This window comes from Clostridium sp. CTA-19 (genome assembly GCF_054767855.1).
Genome location: NZ_BAAABH010000001.1, coordinates 1 through 19,189, shown reverse-complemented (window position 1 = coordinate 19,189; position 19,189 = coordinate 1). Strand labels below are relative to the sequence as shown.

Annotated in this window: 17 protein-coding genes; 2 read left to right on the top strand and 15 right to left on the bottom strand. The window is 28.9% G+C overall.

Going from position 1 to position 19,189, the window contains the following annotated elements; genetic code table 11:
• Positions 1–76 precede the first annotated feature (76 nt).
• Positions 77–1,870, bottom strand: coding sequence for a GTPase HflX (gene hflX / locus ACYUE0_RS00085; RefSeq protein WP_460269095.1), 1,794 nt, complete (start codon positions 1,868–1,870; stop codon positions 77–79).
• Positions 1,871–2,340: 470 nt separating this feature from the next.
• On the opposite strand from hflX, the gene hpt reads away from it, so the two are divergent.
• The gene (hpt, locus tag ACYUE0_RS00080) at positions 2,341–2,865 is read left to right on the top strand and encodes a hypoxanthine phosphoribosyltransferase (protein ID WP_460269094.1); all 525 of its coding nucleotides are present in this window, start codon (positions 2,341–2,343) and stop codon (positions 2,863–2,865) included.
• A gap of 50 nt (positions 2,866–2,915) precedes the next feature.
• On the opposite strand, the gene yunB is transcribed toward hpt, so the two are convergent.
• Positions 2,916–3,548: a sporulation protein YunB gene (gene yunB / locus ACYUE0_RS00075; protein ID WP_460269093.1), complete on the bottom strand. Its 633-nt coding sequence runs from the start codon at positions 3,546–3,548 to the stop codon at positions 2,916–2,918.
• Between the two features lie 183 nt (positions 3,549–3,731).
• Here yunB and ACYUE0_RS00070 point away from each other — a divergent pair, with 183 nt between their 5' ends.
• Positions 3,732–6,146 (top strand): transglycosylase domain-containing protein, encoded by a 2,415-nt coding sequence (locus ACYUE0_RS00070; protein ID WP_460269092.1) that lies wholly within the window; start codon positions 3,732–3,734, stop codon positions 6,144–6,146.
• 30 nt (positions 6,147–6,176) lie between these two features.
• Here the strand turns inward: ACYUE0_RS00070 and spoVAE are convergent, their stop codons facing one another.
• The 13 genes from spoVAE to ACYUE0_RS00005 all read right to left on the bottom strand — a co-directional run bounded on the left by spoVAE (position 6,177) and on the right by ACYUE0_RS00005 (position 18,993).
• Positions 6,177–6,533, bottom strand: coding sequence for a stage V sporulation protein AE (spoVAE, locus tag ACYUE0_RS00065; protein WP_061993934.1), 357 nt, complete (start codon positions 6,531–6,533; stop codon positions 6,177–6,179).
• Positions 6,534–7,556 (bottom strand): stage V sporulation protein AD, encoded by a 1,023-nt coding sequence (gene spoVAD / locus ACYUE0_RS00060; RefSeq protein WP_460269091.1) that lies wholly within the window; start codon positions 7,554–7,556, stop codon positions 6,534–6,536.
• 4 nt (positions 7,557–7,560) lie between these two features.
• Positions 7,561–8,022 (bottom strand): stage V sporulation protein AC, encoded by a 462-nt coding sequence (gene spoVAC, locus ACYUE0_RS00055; RefSeq protein ID WP_061993933.1) that lies wholly within the window; start codon positions 8,020–8,022, stop codon positions 7,561–7,563.
• Positions 8,023–8,131: 109 nt separating this feature from the next.
• Positions 8,132–8,887 carry an RNA polymerase sporulation sigma factor SigF gene (gene sigF, locus ACYUE0_RS00050; protein WP_061993932.1) on the bottom strand — a complete coding sequence of 252 codons (756 nt, stop codon included), beginning with the start codon at positions 8,885–8,887 and terminating at the stop codon, positions 8,132–8,134.
• Positions 8,888–8,896: 9 nt separating this feature from the next.
• The gene (gene spoIIAB / locus ACYUE0_RS00045) at positions 8,897–9,328 is read right to left on the bottom strand and encodes an anti-sigma F factor (protein WP_061993931.1); all 432 of its coding nucleotides are present in this window, start codon (positions 9,326–9,328) and stop codon (positions 8,897–8,899) included.
• A 13-nt stretch (positions 9,329–9,341) separates the two neighbouring features.
• The gene (spoIIAA, locus tag ACYUE0_RS00040) at positions 9,342–9,677 is read right to left on the bottom strand and encodes an anti-sigma F factor antagonist (protein ID WP_010293002.1); all 336 of its coding nucleotides are present in this window, start codon (positions 9,675–9,677) and stop codon (positions 9,342–9,344) included.
• Positions 9,678–10,197: 520 nt separating this feature from the next.
• Positions 10,198–11,949, bottom strand: a complete 1,752-nt coding sequence (locus ACYUE0_RS00035) for an Eco57I restriction-modification methylase domain-containing protein (protein WP_061993930.1) — start codon at positions 11,947–11,949, stop codon at positions 10,198–10,200.
• 196 nt (positions 11,950–12,145) lie between these two features.
• On the bottom strand, positions 12,146–12,781 hold the full coding sequence (locus ACYUE0_RS00030) for a cyclodeaminase/cyclohydrolase family protein (RefSeq protein ID WP_061993929.1): 636 nt from the start codon (positions 12,779–12,781) through the stop codon (positions 12,146–12,148).
• Positions 12,782–12,797: 16 nt separating this feature from the next.
• Complete coding sequence (hutI, locus tag ACYUE0_RS00025) at positions 12,798–14,039, bottom strand: imidazolonepropionase (protein WP_345968942.1); 1,242 nt, start codon at positions 14,037–14,039, stop codon at positions 12,798–12,800.
• A gap of 275 nt (positions 14,040–14,314) precedes the next feature.
• The gene (gene ftcD / locus ACYUE0_RS00020) at positions 14,315–15,211 is read right to left on the bottom strand and encodes a glutamate formimidoyltransferase (protein WP_199869201.1); all 897 of its coding nucleotides are present in this window, start codon (positions 15,209–15,211) and stop codon (positions 14,315–14,317) included.
• A gap of 29 nt (positions 15,212–15,240) precedes the next feature.
• Positions 15,241–16,812, bottom strand: a complete 1,572-nt coding sequence (gene hutH, locus ACYUE0_RS00015; protein WP_061993927.1) for a histidine ammonia-lyase — start codon at positions 16,810–16,812, stop codon at positions 15,241–15,243.
• Positions 16,813–17,072: 260 nt separating this feature from the next.
• A complete protein-coding gene (locus ACYUE0_RS00010) occupies positions 17,073–18,503 on the bottom strand; it encodes an MFS transporter (protein ID WP_061993926.1) in 1,431 nt (476 codons plus the stop codon).
• A gap of 52 nt (positions 18,504–18,555) precedes the next feature.
• The gene (locus tag ACYUE0_RS00005) at positions 18,556–18,993 is read right to left on the bottom strand and encodes a MarR family winged helix-turn-helix transcriptional regulator (RefSeq protein WP_460269090.1); all 438 of its coding nucleotides are present in this window, start codon (positions 18,991–18,993) and stop codon (positions 18,556–18,558) included.
• Between the last annotated feature and the right edge of the window lie 196 nt (positions 18,994–19,189).

The window sequence follows — 19,189 nt, the reverse complement described above, 5'->3', positions numbered from 1 at the left end:
TAAAATTTCATAGCATGGCATAATTAAAAGGTGTCTCAATTTCATTAACAATGAATAGAGACACCTTTTAAAAATATTATTCTACTATATATTTTTTGCACTTATTGTAAACTTCTTCATCCCCTTGAACTTCCATCAAAGTTCCTTCTGCTTCATAACTCTCACTATCCACTTTTCCATTTCTATGAATATATGCAACAGTACTTGAGTCACTATATGGAATTAAAACTTTAAATCCTTTTAACTTATATGGAAGTAACTCTGTACACTTATTTAAAAGCAAATCTAAATTTATATTTTCTCTTGCAGACACTTCTATTATCTCATAATTATCATACTTTTCTTTTAAGTTATTAATCATATCTTCATCTGCATTATCTATCTTATTTAAGATTAACATAGTAGGTTTATCATCAGCTTTAAGTTCTTTTAAAACTTCTTCTACAACTTCTATTTGCTTTTCAGCATCACTATTAGCACTGTCAACAACATGAAGTACTAGGTCCGCATATATAACCTCCTCTAATGTAGATTTAAATGCTTCAACTAAATCATGAGGAAGTTTTCTTATAAATCCAACTGTATCTGTTATTGTACCTACTCTATTATCTGGAAGAAGAATTCCTCTTGTAGTAGTATCTAAGGTAGCAAATAACATATCTGCTTCAAAAACTTTTTCTTTAACGGTAGCAGATTTCAAAGGATATAAATCACATAGCTTATTTCTTAATGTTGATTTCCCTGCATTTGTATAACCTGCAAGGGCTATTTTAGACACAGTATCTTTACTTCTTTTTTCTCTTTGTGTAACCCTAACGTGTTTTATTCTATCAAGTTCTTTTGAAAGATCTAGTATTCTTTCTCTTATATGCCTTTTATCTGTTTCTAATTTTTTCTCTCCTGGTCCTCTTGTACCTATACCTCCACCAGTTCTTGAAAGAACAGTTCCAAGTCCTGCAAGTCTTGAAAGTCTATATTTAAGTTGAGATAGTTCTACTTGTATTTTTCCTTCTTTTGATTTAGCACGTCTTGCAAATATTTCAAGAATTAATGTAGTTCTATCAATAACTTTAACACCTAATGCTTGCTCTAAATTTCTAACCTGTGCCCCAGAAAGTTCTTCATCAAATATAACAACATTAGTCCTTAATGATTGTCTAATTAAAGCCACTTCTTCAACTTTTCCTCTTCCTATATAAAAAGCCGGATCTATTTTATTCTTACTTCTCTTTTGAAGTGTTGAATATACAGGAACTACCTCACAAGCTTTAGCAAGTTCTTCTAATTCCTCTAAACTTTCTTCATCTTCAGTACCTACTAAAACTGCTCTTTCTGTATTATCCTCAACAACATTATTATTTTTAATAATGTCTTCTATATATTTTATTTTTTCTAAAAGATTAAAAGTTAAAAGTTCCTCACTACTTTTTAAATGTATTTCTTCTTCTACTAATATATTGTCAGTTACATCACAAAAGCCAATGTTATAATTAAGTTCTTCTTTTTCACTGACAGCTATTGCTACCATTGCATCTAATTTTAATTTTATTAATGCCGATATGTCTAAGGCAGAAAGTTTAGGATTTCCATTGGGGTGAGTATGTATTACTCTTACACCTGAAAGTTTTCCTTCACGAACATCAATTAGTGGTACGTCAACAGTGCTACTATCTCCTACAGCTATTGAAACTATATTACCCTTTCTATCTATCGCAACACTAACTTCCCTTTCAATCTCTAACGTAACCTCTTTTAATATATTTACTATATCTAAAGTAACAACAGTATCTCTAGGCACCTTTAAATCCTGTATAATTTCTAATTTATTTAATATGGATTTTTTTACTCCATCTATATTTCCATCTATCATGCAAATCCCTCCTTATAAAAGCTAACTAGCATACTTTTTTTAAATCACATAATAATAGTATAGCATCTTAAGTTAAATATCTACTAATATTTATAGCCTTTCCAACTTCCCATTAATTTAATACCATAAATTCTAGTAACGTAAGCACATAGCCTATAGTACTATTACACATGTTTTTTTAAATTGTATATCTAGTTAAATTCATAAGTTGATGTTTAAAATTTTAAATTTAACTATAATTTTTTCAGTTATTAAACACTAGGATTATAGCTTGTTTTATATATTTATTGAAAAAGTTTATAATTGTTGTTAATATAAATAATATATCATTTTCATAATACAATTTATTGTTATTTAAAATTCAATATATTATTTACACTAAGGGCATAATATTTAACGTATATATTATTTTCAAAAGTATTAATTAAACAATAAATTTAAACAAAATATTTATATAGGGGCGTGTTCAAATGGAAAACAAGAAAGTTAATGTATTATTTTCTAAAGAAGAAATTGAAAAAGCAAATGCTAGATTAGGAAAAGAAATTTCTGCGGCTTATGAAGGAAAAAAACTTTATGTTTTATCACTTCTTAGAGGTAGCTTTATATTTGCTGCTGATTTAGTAAGATATATATCTGTTCCTACAAAAATAGGTTTTATGACAACATCTAGCTACGGCCATAATGAAGAATCATCTGGTATTGTTAAAGTTGTTAATGATGTTCCTGATAATATAGAAGGATTTGACGTTTTAATAGTTGATGACATCATTGATAGTGGAATAACAATGGATTTTGTTGTAAATCATATAAAAAGCTTAGGTGCAAATTCTGTTAAATGTTGTTCTTTACTTGATAAGCCATCAAGAAGAAAAGTAAATATAAAACCAGACTTTTGCGGATTTGCTATTGAAGATTTATTTGTGGTTGGTTATGGTTTAAACTATGGTGATTATTATAGAAACATCCCTTACATATTTAATTGGGAATCATAATTAATATTTAATTTATTTAATTTTAAAACGAGTGAAAAATCACTCGTTTTTTATTGTTTATTCATATCCATTTGTATTGAAGTTTCAGGTATTTTTCCTACTATAATTGTTTCTGCTATAGGTACCTGGGTAACGACTTGTACATCCTCATTAGCCATAGGTAATATTACTTTAATATTTGTCTTTACCTCCACATATATTTTATGTCTTACTTGATTTATACCTGCAGTTTCAAAATCTGAACTGTATTTTGTTTCTACATGCCCTATTGGTTGCATTTTAGCTGTTATTTTCGGTCCGAAATTTGCCAATATATTGTTTTTAGTTATATATCCTGTTGGAATTTTTACATCTTGATAACTTAAATTATTTAATTCCTCTTGAATTTCTAAAGACACTTCATTAGCAATTTTGTTCATCTTTAATGTATCTGCTTGTACCAATACAATATTGCCATTCTCATCTTTTTGAAATTTAATAATATCTTCATAATCAAACTCATCTACATATTTTTCTAAAATGGATTTATTCATAACTTGCACTGCTCTTGCCCTCATTTCTCCATCACAGATTGCAAGAACACTTGGTAGTATGATTTCATCAAAATAATATATAAATGAACTAAGTATGGCGAATACAAATATAATTACCATTACTATTTTTAATTTCGTGTATTTTTTCATATACAATTATCCCCTTCTTCTAATAAAATTTTCTTAATATGTTTACTTTCTAGTAAAATAGTAATAATAAATTATATGTACTATTATTTATATAAAGAATATTTTTATAAATTTTATTAATTTTATATAGTATGATATAATACAAAAATGATAATCAACAGAATAATCCTAAGGAGGATGCTTATGAGTGAAAAAAAGCCTACGGTTGAAAATAAAAATAATAAAACAAGTAGAAAAAAAATACTTAAAGGTATATTTATTGTATTTATTATATTATTCTTATCATGTGCAGCAATAGGTACTGGTGTAGTTTACGGTATGATAAAAACAGCACCAACAATAGATGTAGAAAAGTTTCTTGATATTGAGGAAACTTCTACTATATATGATTCTAAAAGTAATCTAATAGATGAATTCTTAACTCCAGAGCGACGAATATCTATAGATATAGATAAAACTTCTGAAAATTTGAAAGATGCTTTTGTTAGTATAGAAGATGAACGTTTTTATTCTCACAAAGGTATTGATTTTAGAAGAATAGGTGGCGCAATATTTCAAGATGTTAAAATCATCTTCGGTATGTCTGAAGGTAATTTACAAGGTGCATCTACTATAACTCAACAGTTAGTTAAATATAGATATTTCTTAGAGGATTCCTTAGAAAATAGAACATCCATAAAAAGAAAAGTTCAAGAAATGTACTTATCCTTAAAGCTTGAAAAAGAACTTAGTAAAGGTGAGATTTTAGAATCTTATATGAATACTATATACTTAGGGGGAACTTCCCATGGTGTAGAAGCTGCATCTCAAATGTATTTTAATAAATCTTCAAAAGATTTAACATTAAAGCAATCAGCTTTTATAGCCGGTGCTGCACAGAATCCATCTGTGTCTTATTATAATGCTTATGAAAATTTTAAAAACAATATACCTTTTGATTCCCCTAGAACAAAAACTGTTTTAGATAAAATGCTAGAACTTGGCAAAATAACTAATTCAGAATATGATGCTGCAATTGAAGATCCTTTGACATTTGATTTTAATATTAATTCTAACAATGGGATGAACTTTGAATATTTTTCAAGACCTGCTATAAATCAAGTTGTAGACGATATGGTAGAGATTTATAAAATTTCTAAATCTGAAGCCCTTGATAAGCTAATGTATGGTGGTTACAAAGTTTATACCACTATGGATACAGAACTTCAAAATGAGGTTCAAGAAATAGTGAATGATTCTAATGGATCCATATTAAATATTTATGATAATCCAAATTTACAAGCATCGGCAACAATTATAGACTATAAAACTGGTGATGTTAAATGTATAGTTGGTGGTCGTGGTGAACAAGAACCAAACTCTTACAATAGAGCTGCTTCTGAAAATTTCTTACGTTCTCCTGGTTCTTCATTAAAACCGCTTACAGTTTATGCTCCAGCTATAAATGAGCAGATTTTAACTGCTGGTTCAATGATTGAAGATTCTCCAATTCCAACTTCAATAGGTTCAAAATATGGAAACCCTCCATATGATCCTAAAAATGCACAGTTAGACTATGAAGGTTATATGACACTACGAGATTCTATACGTAGTTCTAGAAATACAGTTGCTACTAAAGTAACAGATACTATTGGTCTTGCTACTTCTGCAAAATATGGTGAGAATTTTGGAATCCAACTAGATGAAACGGATAAAAGCTCAATTTCGGCTCTAGCTCTCGGACAGCTAGATGGCGGTAGTTTAGCTGGAACTAATCCTTTAGCATTATCTGCAGCTTATGGAACCTTTGGTAATAATGGAGTTTATACTAAGCCAAGATTATATACAAAAGTTTTAGATAGACATGGAAAAGTAATTTTAGAAAATAAAATTGAAACGAACACTGTATTATCATCTCAAGCTTCATATATAGTTTATGATATGCTAAAAGAACCTGTAATTGGAACTGGTCCTAGTGCTGCTTTTGGTAATATGGAAGTTAGAGGTAAAACTGGTACTTCTTCCGATTCTACAGATTTAACTTTTGCAGGATTAACTCCTTATCTTTCTGCTGCAGTATGGATTGGAAATGATGATTATACTCCAATCTACAATATGAACAGTGATAAACCTGCTGCACTTTGGGGTAGAGTTATGGCTGCTGCTCATAAGAGCTTAGAATATTCGGAATTGGCACGTCCTGATGGAATTGTTAGTGTAGATATCTGTAAAGATTCAGGTACTCTTCCTACACAATTATCTTATAAAGATCCTAGAGGAAATCGTGTGTACTCAGAATTGTTTATTGAAGGAACTCAACCTTCCTCTTTAGATAACATTCACGTAGAATCTCAATATGTTTTAGGTGCGGATGGTAAATATTACTTACCATCTGAAAATACACCAAAAAATAAAATAAAAACAGGAGTATTTATAACTAGGGATTATTATCCATATGTATTCCTTAATGATTCAAAATGGTTAGTTCCTACTGAAACGGACCCAACTTCTTATAAAACTAATGATAAAGATAAAAACAATGACAAGAACAAAGATAAAGATAAAAATTCAAATTCAAATAAGGACAAAAATAAATCTAGTAATAGAAAATTATTTTAAAAACAAAGTAGAGCTTTGAAATTCAAAGCTCTACTTTGTTTTAGCATTAGACAAAACTGACATTATGTACCCAAATACAATAGCTGCACTTATTCCTCCAGCTGCACCTTGAACACCTCCAGTAAATATTCCTAGAAAACCATCCTTATCGATAGCCTTCATCACACCATTCGCTAGTGAATATCCAAAACCAGGTAGTGGTACAGTAGCACCAGCTTTTCCTATTTGTACTATTTTTTCATATATTCCAAGGCCCTGTAGTATAACACCACTTGTAACAAATAAAACTAATATTCTTGCTGGAGTTAACTTAGTTGTATCCATTAATATTTGACCAATGACGCATATTATTCCACCAACTATAAATACAGATAAATATTCGTTCATTTAATCACCATCCATTTCAATAGCTATAGCATGTGCAATACCTGGTATAGTTTCACCTTGAAGGGTTGATATAGAGTTTAAAAGTGCTCCTGTTGAAATTAGAAGAACTTTTTTCAATTCTCCTTTAATCATCTTCTTATAAATATAACTTCCCATAACAGCTGCGGAACAACCACAACCACTACCTCCAGAATTGGTATCTTGCTTTTTGCAGTCAAATATTTCCGCACCACAATCAATGTAGTTTTTTCTAACATCTATTTTATATTCCAATAATAATTCTTCTGTTATTTTTTTCCCTATACTACCTAAATCTCCAGTAACAATCAAATCGTAATAATTAGGTTTTAAATCTGTATCAACAAAATGTTGTTTAATTGTATCTACTGCTGCTGGTGCCATTGCAGCTCCCATTTCGTTAGGATCTGTTATTCCATAATCTTTGACCTTGCCTGTTGTAATATATGTAACATATGGTCTATGCTTAACATTTCTGTTTGTTAATATCATTGCTCCGGCTCCTGTAACAGTCCATTGACAACTAGGCGTTCTTTGACTTCCCATTTCTAGTGGAACTCTAAATTGTCTTTCTGCTGATGAAAAGTGTGAGGATGTAGATGCAATAGCATAATTAGCACATCCTGCTTCTACAGCCATTGCCGCAACTGAGAGAGTTTCTGTCATATTAGAGCAAGCACCATACATACCTATAAAAGGTATACAAAGATCTCTAGCCATAAAACTTGAAGAAAATAATTGATTTAGTAGATCTCCACTAAATATATAGTCTATATCACTTTCTTTTAAATTTGCATCTTTTATACATCCTTGAACTGCTGAATAATGTATTTTACTTTCTGCTTTTTCAAAGGTTTCACACTGACACATATCATCATCTAATATTTCGTGAAAATAATCTTTTAATGGCCCTTCTCCTTCCTTCGGACCTACAACTGTATATGTAGAGAGAATTTTAGGTTTACTTTCTAATTTTACTGTTTGTTTTCCCATTCTAACTGCCAAAAAATCACCACCTAATAAAATAGTATAAAAGTCCTAATATTACTGAAGCCGTTGTTCCATATGCCAAAACTGGGCCTGCAATTGTAAATATTTTTGCTCCAACACCTAAAACATATCCTTCTTTTTTAAATTCAATAGCTGGAGATACTACAGAGTTAGCAAACCCTGTTATTGGAACTACAGAACCAGCGCCTGCATAATCGCCAATTTTATCATAAACACCAATTCCTGTTAGACTGGCTCCTATAAATATCATTATTATAGGTAAATACACTTTAGCTTGCTCAACAGATATTCCAAATCTAAGTAACACATTATATATTGCTTGACCTATAGTACAAATTAATCCACCGGTCCAAAATGCCCTAAAACAGTTTTTTATTAAATTAGGTTTAGGCGTTTCTTGTTCATATAACTGCTGAAATTTTTTTTTCAGTTTATTTTCCTTCATATTATTTTTCTTCATAAAGTTCACCTCTTTTATAACTATTATTCTTTTATATATTATTAGTAACTAATCTTACTATTATTCTTTAATATCTAAAAATTAAAAGTGGTTAAGATATTTTTACATCTTAACCACTTAATTTTTCCTTCATAATTTTTAATACTTTTTTCTCTATTCTAGATACTTGAACTTGGCTTATACCTAACATTTTAGCAACTTCAACTTGTGTTTTATCCTTAAAATATCTTAACATAATAATTTGTCTTGATTTTGCATCTAATTTACTTAGTGCTTCTTTTAATGCTAATTTATCTAAAACCTCTGTGTCTTCTTCATAATCCTCACTTAATTTATCAATTAATAATACTGGTGCACCATCATCATGGTGAATAGTATCATATAAATATTGCATATTATTAGATGCCTCTAGTGCAGTGATTATCTCTTCTTTAGGTATTTCCGAAAATTTAGATAATTCTTCTATCGTTGGATCTCTTCCTAATTTTTTTGCAAGTGTATCTTTATCATAATGTATCTTTTTTGCAACAGTTTTTATGCTTCTACTTACTTTTATTATTCCGTCATCTCTTAAAAATCTTTTTATTTCTCCTACAATCATTGGAACCGCATAAGTTGAAAACTTAACATTAAACCCATCGTCAAAATTGTTTACAGCCTTTACAAGCCCTATACAGCCAATCTGAAATATATCGTCATACTCATAGCCCCTATTTAAAAATTTCTTACTTAACGCAGATACTAATGGTAAATTCATTTCAATTAGAAAATCCAGAGCTTCCTTATCGCCACCTTTAGCTCTTCTTATAAGCTCCATATTATCATCGTAATTATAATTATTCACCTTATAATTTTTTTCCCCCATATTAGTCACCTATACTGCTGAGTTAAAAGTTTTCTTCATAATAACTTTAGTTCCTTCACCTTGTGTTGATATTACCTCTAAACTATCCATAAAGGTCTCCATAACAGTGAATCCCATACCTGACCTCTCTAAGTCTGGTCTTGAAGTAAACAGTGGCTCTCTAGCTGTCTTCACATCATTTATACCCTTTCCTTTATCTACAACAATTACAGTCAATTCATTATCCTCTATAGTTGCTTCTACTTCAACCATTTTTGTTGAATCTTCTTCATATCCATGTATTATAGCATTAGTAACAGCCTCTGATATAGCAGTTTTTATATCATTTATCTCCTCTATTGTTGGATCCAATTGAGCTGCAAATACCGATACCACAACTCTTGCAAAACTTTCATTTTCAGATTTACTTAAAAACTCTATTTTCATTCTATTGTGACTCATCTTAATCCCTCCATTAAACATTCTTTAATGCTTCATCAACATTGTCATAAACATCAATAATTTTAAATAAACCTGACAACTCAAAAACCTTTTTTATAGAAGGTTTTAAATCTGTCACACATAGACTTCCACCATGCATAGATATTTTTTTATACCTTCCTATAACAGCTCCTATTCCTGAACTATCCATAAAAGATACTCCTGAAAAATTTAATATAAGCTTCATAGTTCCTTCCATATCCATTCTGTCATCTATCTTATTTCTTAGTTCTGAAGCACTATGATGGTCTAGTTCCCCATTAAGTTTTACTATTAGCTTTTCATTTAATTTTTCAAATGTTAATTGCATAATATTCCCTCCAACCATTACTATAATTCTAATATTAATCTATTTAACTTACTATTATATTCTTTTAAATATGTTATATTACACAAACATTATAACACAAATTAATATTTTTTACATTATTTTACTATTATTTTATAACAAAACTTATTTATTATAAGTAAAACATAAAATAATTTCTAACTTAATCCAATACTTTTAGTGTTATAGATTTTATAAATAAAGACTTTTTATTAACATTTGTATAGTACTCCAAACTGAGGTTTCAACTTATTCACTTATTTAACATGTTTTCAGTGACAATTATAACTTTAAGTTAGCTACTATTTTTAGTTATTAAATAGAACCTGGAAATAATTCTAGGGAAACAAGCTCAAATTTAAATTTATTCAATAACTTTAAAATATTTTTATGCAAGATACATTGTTGAATTCTAAGTGATTTGGAGCATGCCTCACTATTTTGGGTATCCAAGCTTTGGAATGGATAATTTTAAATACCAACTTAGAACTTTATCTCCATTCTATTGTTCATTTATTAGTTTAATTTCTTTATCATTAAAATTAAAATATTCATATAATTGCTGTTCATTTGAAAGTTTTTCTACTTTAATATTAGGTATATATAATCTCATAAGATTATTAGGATAATATTCATATAAGTCTTCTCCAAGTTTTTTGGCAAAAGTTTTAAAATAAAAATCATAAATCTTACTATTTAATATAAATAATAAATCTTCATATTTGAAATTTTTATTCTCTTTAAGCCTTAGTGCATAAACATCTGCACTAAAATAACTACCATTATCTAAAGAAAATTTATTAGCAGATGCCTTGAATGGAAATATTATTTTTTCTTCTTCAAAAATTTCTTTATTTCTTCCCCATTGAAGCTGATACCATTTTCTAACCCCTTTTATACACTCTCTTCTTTTACTTAGTTTTTCTTTATACTGTCTTATGTGATTTATAGCATTAGGCTGCATTTCTTCATCTTCTATTAAATCCGAGTATATTATATAGTTTTTTCTTCTATTTACTTGATTTTTCTTTATAAAGCTACCTTTTATCCAAGGTCTTAGTAATTCTCTTTCTATATTTTCATTTTCTATAGTTTCTTCATCAACAACAAAAGCTTTATCGCATCCAGTAATAATTCCTTGATGACTTGTACAAATATCTGATAGTTGAAACTGGCAAAAACTTTCTATTTTTTCTATAATAGATTTTATATCATTATTTCTTAATATCCATCGTTCTCCGTTCAATGTAGACTCACTTATCAAAAATTTTTTATAAGCATTTCCTTCATTTAAAAATAGCGAATTATAAAATTTATCATCCTTACGTCCTTTGTCAGATAATGGCTTTATAATTTCTACATCTCTCAAACTATTTTTTTCTTTTTCCATAAAAATAATTACTGGGTCTATACCTACCCCTTTAAAAGGCCTAACCCCATAAAAGTCTATTATTCTTATTATGTGAGTATTTTCTCTTAAGGTTTTTCTTAATTCTTTACCACTAGATGATTCTAAAAAATATCGCGATGTTATAAATGATAATTTTCCTTTTACTCTCAATAAATCTAATGACTTTTTAAAAAAGCAATATGATAAGTCACTTTTATCTTTAAATATAGCTTTAAATCTTTCCTTCAATTTTAATGAATATTCTTTATCTATTTGTTTAGGTCCTACATAAGGAGGATTGCCTATAAATATATCAAATCTTAAATCTTCTTCTAAAAATAAAAAATCCTCATTACTAAGATTTTTATCATATATATAATTACTATAACTGAACAAATCTATTTGCAAAATTTTCAGCGCCAATTCATCTATATCAAAACCATATAAATTGTTCTCTATAATATGTGTAGTTATATCTTTTTCTAAAATATTTATACCATTAGCTTTATTTATATTAGGTAAATTCTCCTTGTACATTTTATATAAATGTGTAAAACACGGAATAATCAAATTTCCAACACCACAAGAAGGATCTACTACTTTAATATATGGATTACTTAATATATCTTCTTTAGTTATACTATTTTCAATTATATATTTAGCTATAGGATATGGAGTGTATACAATCCCCTTCTCTTTATTTTCTTTTAGCCCTTCATAATAATATTCTCCAATTAAATCATCCTCTTTTAATTTAATATCTTTTTTAAATTTTACTATGGCAGTTTGTTTAAAAATTTCATCAATTGGAGTTGTTAAAAGGTTATACAACTCCATAATTTGCCTTTTAAAATCAAAATCCATAACTTCCCCTCATCTTTTCTCAATATTCAAACAATTTCTTTAATTTAGTATATCATAATTTGTAAAATTATTGAAGTAATTCTGTAAATAAAAGGGTTTATATCAAAATGGTAATAAAAAAAGTCCCCTTGAAATAGATTTAGTTTTCTATTTCAAGATGACTATTTTTACATTTATAAATTTATTAAATTAATTTTTATAACTTACTTTCAACTATAGCTAATATTTCATCTCTTCTAGCTCGTCCATCATTAACCAAATGCTCTATTTCTGCTTTCACATTTTTTACATATTCTTCATCTTTTATAGAAGTTACGTTGATTTTTACATTTAATATAGCTGATTCTAACCCACTTTGAGCCATTAGTGCAGCTACCCCTGCATCTGAAACTGCATTTTTATTTCCATATTTAGCAACTGCTAATATATAGTCATATAAGCTAAATGTTTTTTTAGCGGTTTTTAAAGGTACTTCTAATGACCCCTTATAACCTAATTGTATTTTTGCACTTCTAGCTTTCTTTTCTTCATCACTTTCTTTAGGCATTTTAAATGCTTTCATAAGTTCTAAAAACACTTCAGTATCTTCATTCATTAAATCTAGGAATTCATCTTTCACAACATCGCAAACTTTTAAGCTATTATCTACTTGAAGCTTTTCTTCTTCACTAAGTGCTTCATAAGATTTCTTTCCTATTGTTAAATTACACACCATAGATACTAATGATGCTGATAGTGATGCTGCTACTGCTGAAACACTACCACCACCTGGTGCTGGTGAATTTGATGCAAGTTCACTCATGAATTCTCTAATTGTTTTTTTGTCTAACATATTTTCGCCTCCCTAATTAATTTTCAACAACAATTTTACCATCTTTTATAACTTTGTCTACTGCATTTACACCAAAATGATAAATTAGGTAATTTAAATTTTTAGAATTAAATATAACTATGTCTGCCTTCTTGTTTTCTTCTATACTTCCAATCTCTCTTTCACGATTTATTGCTGCTGCTGCATTTATAGTCATTGCATTTATTATTTCTTCTGGGAACATCCTCATTCCAAATGCTGCAAATGTCATAACTGCTTGCATAGATTCTGTTGGTGAAGTTCCAGGGTTGCAATCTGTAGCTAAAGCAACCGCAACTCCATTTTCTATCATATCTCTAGCTCTTGCAAAGCTTCCAACCATAAGGTAAAAAGCTGTGGATGGAAGTAGTACTGCTACTACATTATTATCTGCTAAGGCCTTTATTCCATCATCACTTGCTGCAATAAGATGTTCTGCTGAGATTGCCTTAACTTCTCCTGCAAGTTCTGCTCCCCCCATTGGTTCAACTTCATCGCCATGAACCTTTGGTATAAGATTAAACTTCTTTCCTTCTTCTAAAAACTCTCTACACTCTTCTACTGAAAATACACCATCTTCACAAAAACAATCTATAAATTCAGCTAAGTTTTTGTTTGCAATCTCTGGAATCATTTTCTTGGCAATTTTTAAAAACTCTTTTCTATCATTTTTAAATTCTGCTGGAAGTGCATGTAATCCCATGAAAGTTGAAACTACATCTATTGGATGGCTTTCATTTAATATTTTATTTGCATTAAGCATTTTTAGTTCTGTTTCTAAATCAAGACCATATCCTGATTTACTTTCAACAGTAGTTGTTCCATATTTTAGCATTATATCTAATCTAGTTTTACTTTCATTAACTAAATCCTGTAATGAAGCTTTTTTCGTATTTTCAACAGTACTTAAAATACCCCCACCAGCATTTAAAATTTCTATATATCCTACCTTATTTAATTTTAATGGCAATTCTTTTTCCCTTGATCCACTATAAACTAAATGAGTATGCGGGTCTATAAGTCCTGGTGTAACAGTTTTTCCTTTTCCATCAATTAACTTATCACAATCATTTAAATGTTTTTTATAGCCATCACCTTGTCCAACTTCAACTATAACATCATCTTTTATAATAATATATCCATTTTCTATGATATGAGCATCGTTCATATCACCTCTAGTCTTTTTATGACTACCTTTACAAGTTACCAAACAGTCAATTTCTTTTATTATCATTGACATATTAAACACCTCAATTTTAAATATACATCTTCAAAGTAAAGCATACGAAAAGAAATAATGTACTATAGGGTTCCAAGTTGACTTTTGAAATTCCCCATTTCAAAACTTGGATACCTAAAATAGTGAGACACGCTCCAAATCACTTAGAATTCAACACTGAATTTTATATAAAAATATTTTAAAGTCATTGAATAAATTTAAATTGGAGCTTGTTTCCCTATAAATATACGAGAATACTGGTCTATTATTCATTTGATTATGCCTTAATTTATAAACTATTCGCTAATTCTTTTTTCTAATATTTGATCCATTGAAAAGTTTTCTATTTGAAGATAATATTCTGCACAATCTATTAAAGATTTCATTGGTACAAGTCCTATAACTTCACTGCCTACCACTGAAACACCGTATCTTCTTGCTTCCATTTTAATCATTTCAAATGCTCTATAAACTGCTGTTTTTTCATAGTTTACAAGATTCATAGAAACTTGAGCTATATTTCTCTCTTCTAACATAACTCCCATAGCTTTAACAAATCTTAACCCACCACCTAAGTGTCTTACTGTTTTAGCAATTTTATCTGCAATTTCAACATTTGATGTATCTAAGTTTACATTAAAGGCTACTAATGGTTGTCTTGCTGCTATTGCAACACAGCCACCTTTAACATTAACTTCTTTAGGACCATAATCTGGTGCCCACATTTCTTCTTTTATTTTTTCAAAAAATCCTTCATATTGTCCTTTTCTAACTTTTGCTAAATTTTCTCTATGTGATGCTGTAGCAGCTTTTTCATATAGATATACTGGTATATTAAACTTTTCTCCTATTGTTTTACCAACTCTATTGGCAATTTCAACACATTCTTCCATAGTTACTTCACTTATTGGAACAAATGGAACTACATCTAATGCTCCCATTCTAGGATGTCCACCTTCATGTGTACTCATATCTATTAATTCATAAACTTTTTCAGCCATATTTATTATTACTTCTTCTACTTTGCTTGGTTCTCCAACTAATGTAACAACACTTCTATTATGGTCTGTATCACTAGAGTAATCTAATAATTTGACCCCTTCTTTACCTCTAACAGTGTCCATTATTTTTTCAATTTTTTCTCTGTCTCTTCCTTCACTAAAGTTTGGAATACATTCAATAATTTTTGCCATACTATTACCCCCAAATATTTTTTATATCATTAGTATTTTATATCTACTATATTATTTACAGCAGATAATATTTCGCCTGATTTTATTAAATCTAAAACCTTATCCAATTCTTTATACATAACAACATCATTTTCTATAAATTCCACATTTTTTCTTATTGTATCATAACAAGCTTTAGTACCTTTTCCTAAATTTAAATCATTCCTGAAATCAATAGCTTGACATGATGCTAATAGCTCAGTAGCCAATACTCTTTCAGCATTTTTTAGTATATCTCTAGCTTTTCTTGCTGCTATTGTTCCCATACTAACATGATCTTCTTGATTAGCTGATGATGGTATAGAATCTACACTAGCTGGATGTGCTAAAACCTTATTTTCAGAAACTAATGCTGCTGCTGCATATTGAGTAATCATAAATCCTGAATTTAGTCCACCATGTTTAACTAAAAATGCAGGTAGATCATTTAATTGATAGTTTATAAGTCTTTCTAATCTTCTTTCTGAAACATTTGCTACTTCAGCAATTGCAATTCCTAAGAAATCAGAACTTAATGCAACTGGTTGTCCATGGAAGTTTCCTCCAGATATAACATCCCCCTCTTCTGTAACTATTGGATTATCTGTAACAGAATTTATTTCTGTTTCTATAACAGATTCAACATATCTTATAGCATCTTTAGATGCACCATGTATTTGTGGAACACATCTTAGTGTATAAGCATCTTGAACTCTTAATTCTCCTTGGCGAGTTACAAATGTACTACCATCTACTAAGTTTAATATGTTTATAGCTGTTTTTTGTTGTCCTGAATGATTTCTTATTCTATGAGTTCTGTTATCATAAGCATCTTTTATTCCTCTTAAAGCCTCTAATGTCATTGCTGCTGATATATCACTAAGTTTTAACAAGTTTATAGCATCATATGTTGTTATAGATGCTACTGCTGTCATAACTTGTGTACCATTTATAAGAGCTAACCCTTCTTTAGAAACAAGTTCTATTGTTTCTATTCCAGCTTTTTTCATAGCATCTTTTCCTGATAAAATTTCTCCATTTAACTCTGCTTCACCTTCACCTATCATTGGTAAAACCATATGAGAAAGCGGTGCTAAGTCTCCTGAAGCGCCTAATGAACCTTTTTCTGGTATTAATGGATGTACTTTTTTGTTTATCATATCTATTAAAGTTTCTAATGTAGATAATCTTATTCCTGAATATCCTTTTGAAAGGTTATTTGCTCTTAATAACATTATTGCTCTAACATACTCTCTATCTAAATTCTCCCCAAATCCACATGAGTGAGAGATTATTAAATTTCTTTGTAATGTTTTACAATCTTCCTTTGTTATTGTTACATCTGCAAATTTACCAAATCCTGTAGTGATACCATAAACAACCTTTTCATCCTCAACTATTTTATCTACTATGTTTCTAGATTTTATAACTCTTTCTTTTGCCTCGTTTGTTAACTCTACAAAATAATCATTTCTTGCAACATCTATAATTTGTTGTAAATCTAAATCTTTTCCATTTATAATAACCTTTTTATCATTTTCTAAAATAGTTCTACCTTTTTCTTGTTCTGTAACATTGCTCATATCTGATTGCCCCCTTTTAATATTATATATAAACTAAATTTAGATAAAATATTGCATATAATTTAGATAATCCCCTAAACTTCCAAATTTTGCAATTAGCTCTTATTTTATATCTTTATACTACATATTCTTTATATTTTTTAATTCCCCTTCAAAAAATAAAAACTAAATTGTCTGAATATTTTTAACTTAGTAAAGTTATAAATTATTTTTACAAAAAACAAGGTTTTACTATACCCAGCTAAACCTTGTTTTTAAACTTATTTATTTATTTTCGATTTGAATTTTGTTTTATCTATTAAAGATATTAAAAATCCAGTAAAACATCCTATTGCTGCAATAATATAAACCCATCTCATGCCATATATGAATACATCTTCTCTTCCTTCTACATAACTTAATACTCTATAACCGATTTTGTAGCTCATTCTGTTATATAAGATAGATGTTGCAATTGAAACCCCAAACACAAATCCTAAATTTCTAATAAGAGCATTGATTCCACCAGCTATTCCTAATTTACTTTTTTCAACTGAAGACATAACTAAATTATTATTAGGAGATTGGAATAATCCGCTTCCTACTGCTACTACTGCAAGTATAGAAATAATAATTATAAAAGTTGAGTTTTCATTTAATGTAGACATTCCTATTAACCCTAAAGTCGTTATAATAAGTCCAATTAGTGTAAGTATTTTACTTCCTATTTTATCTGATAAGTATCCACTTAATGGTGCTACAATAGTTAATACTATAGGATATGCCATCATCATAAATCCTGTTTTAGCAGGTGACAACTTTAATACATCCTGAAGATAGAATGGTTGAATTATGTTTATGCAACTAATTCCTATAAATGCTACAAAAGCACAAAATATGTTAATTGAAAAAGTTTTATTTTTAAATATAGACAGATCTACCATTGGATTTTCAATTTTTAATTCTAGCCTAATAAATAAAATAAAACATATTACAGCTATTACAAAGGATAATATTATTTTTATGTTTCCATATCCTATTTGTTGACCTGTAAGCATTGCCCAAAACAATGTAATTACGCATACTAAGAAAAGTAATGCACCTTTTATATCTAAAGTTTGGTTACTAGTTGTTGTATCTTTAGGTAAATATTTTAACGCTGCTATAAATGCTACTATTCCTATAGGTACATTAATCAAAAATATGTATTCCCAACTTACTACAGATATTATAAGTCCACCTAACGGAGGTCCAAGTAATGTTCCTAGTGCTACAAATGTCCCTGATATTCCAATCGCTCTTCCTCTTTCATTTAGTGGAAAAATCTGAGTTATTATTCCTTGACTAGTGGACATAGTCATTGCTGCACCTATTGCTTGAATAACTCTAGAAAATATTAAAAAATTTAATGTATTTGATATTCCACATAATAAAGAACCTAAAACAAATATTAAAAAGCCATATTTAAATACATTAGTTTTCCCTTTTATATCTCCAAGTCTTCCAAATATAAGTATTGTAGCTGAAATTATTATAAGATAGCTTGTAACTACTTGTTCTATACCTGCCATTGATGTGCCTAAATCTTTTGCCATAATTGGCAGTGCTACATTTATTATACTACTATCTATACATGCCATAAATGGAGACATAACCACTATAGCAAGTATTAACCATCTATTGTTATGTATATATTTTTCATCTTTTGTCATATTTTAATTTACCTTCCTTAATTAATTTAATTTTAAACTCTTATCCCTTTATTTAATCCTTGGTATTAAATTGTTCAACATTTTTGTACATATTTTCTAATAGGGATTCTGCATTTTTTTTCTCTGTTTCTTCTAATCCATCAGTTATCATATTTAACCATCCATCAAGTTCATTTAAAACACCTGGAACTATATCCTTAGCATTCTCAGTAAGATATAATTTATAAGCTCTTGAATCTTCATTATTAACTATTTTTTCTACATAGCCAATTTCTATAAGTTTTTTTATAGCTCTTGCTGAAAAAGATTTGTCTACTTTCACATACTCACTTAAGATATTCTGACTTATTCCTTCATTGTTATATAAAGCTAAAAGAAAAGGATATGTTCCAAAGCTTAAATTATACTTTTTTAATACTTCATCTATGTACCTCTGAGATTCCCTATATATTATAGCCACATATTTTAGCAAAAAACTTCTTTTATCCATCTATACACCTCCTTATTTTTTATTTTAAATTTAACTTTATTTCTGTATAGGGAAACAAGCTCCAACTTAAATTTATTCAATAACCTTAAAATATTTTCATACAAGATGCAGTGTTAAATTCTAAGTGATTCTGAGCATGTCTCACTATTTTAGGTATCCAAGTTTTGGAATGGATAATTTTAAAAGTCAACTTGTG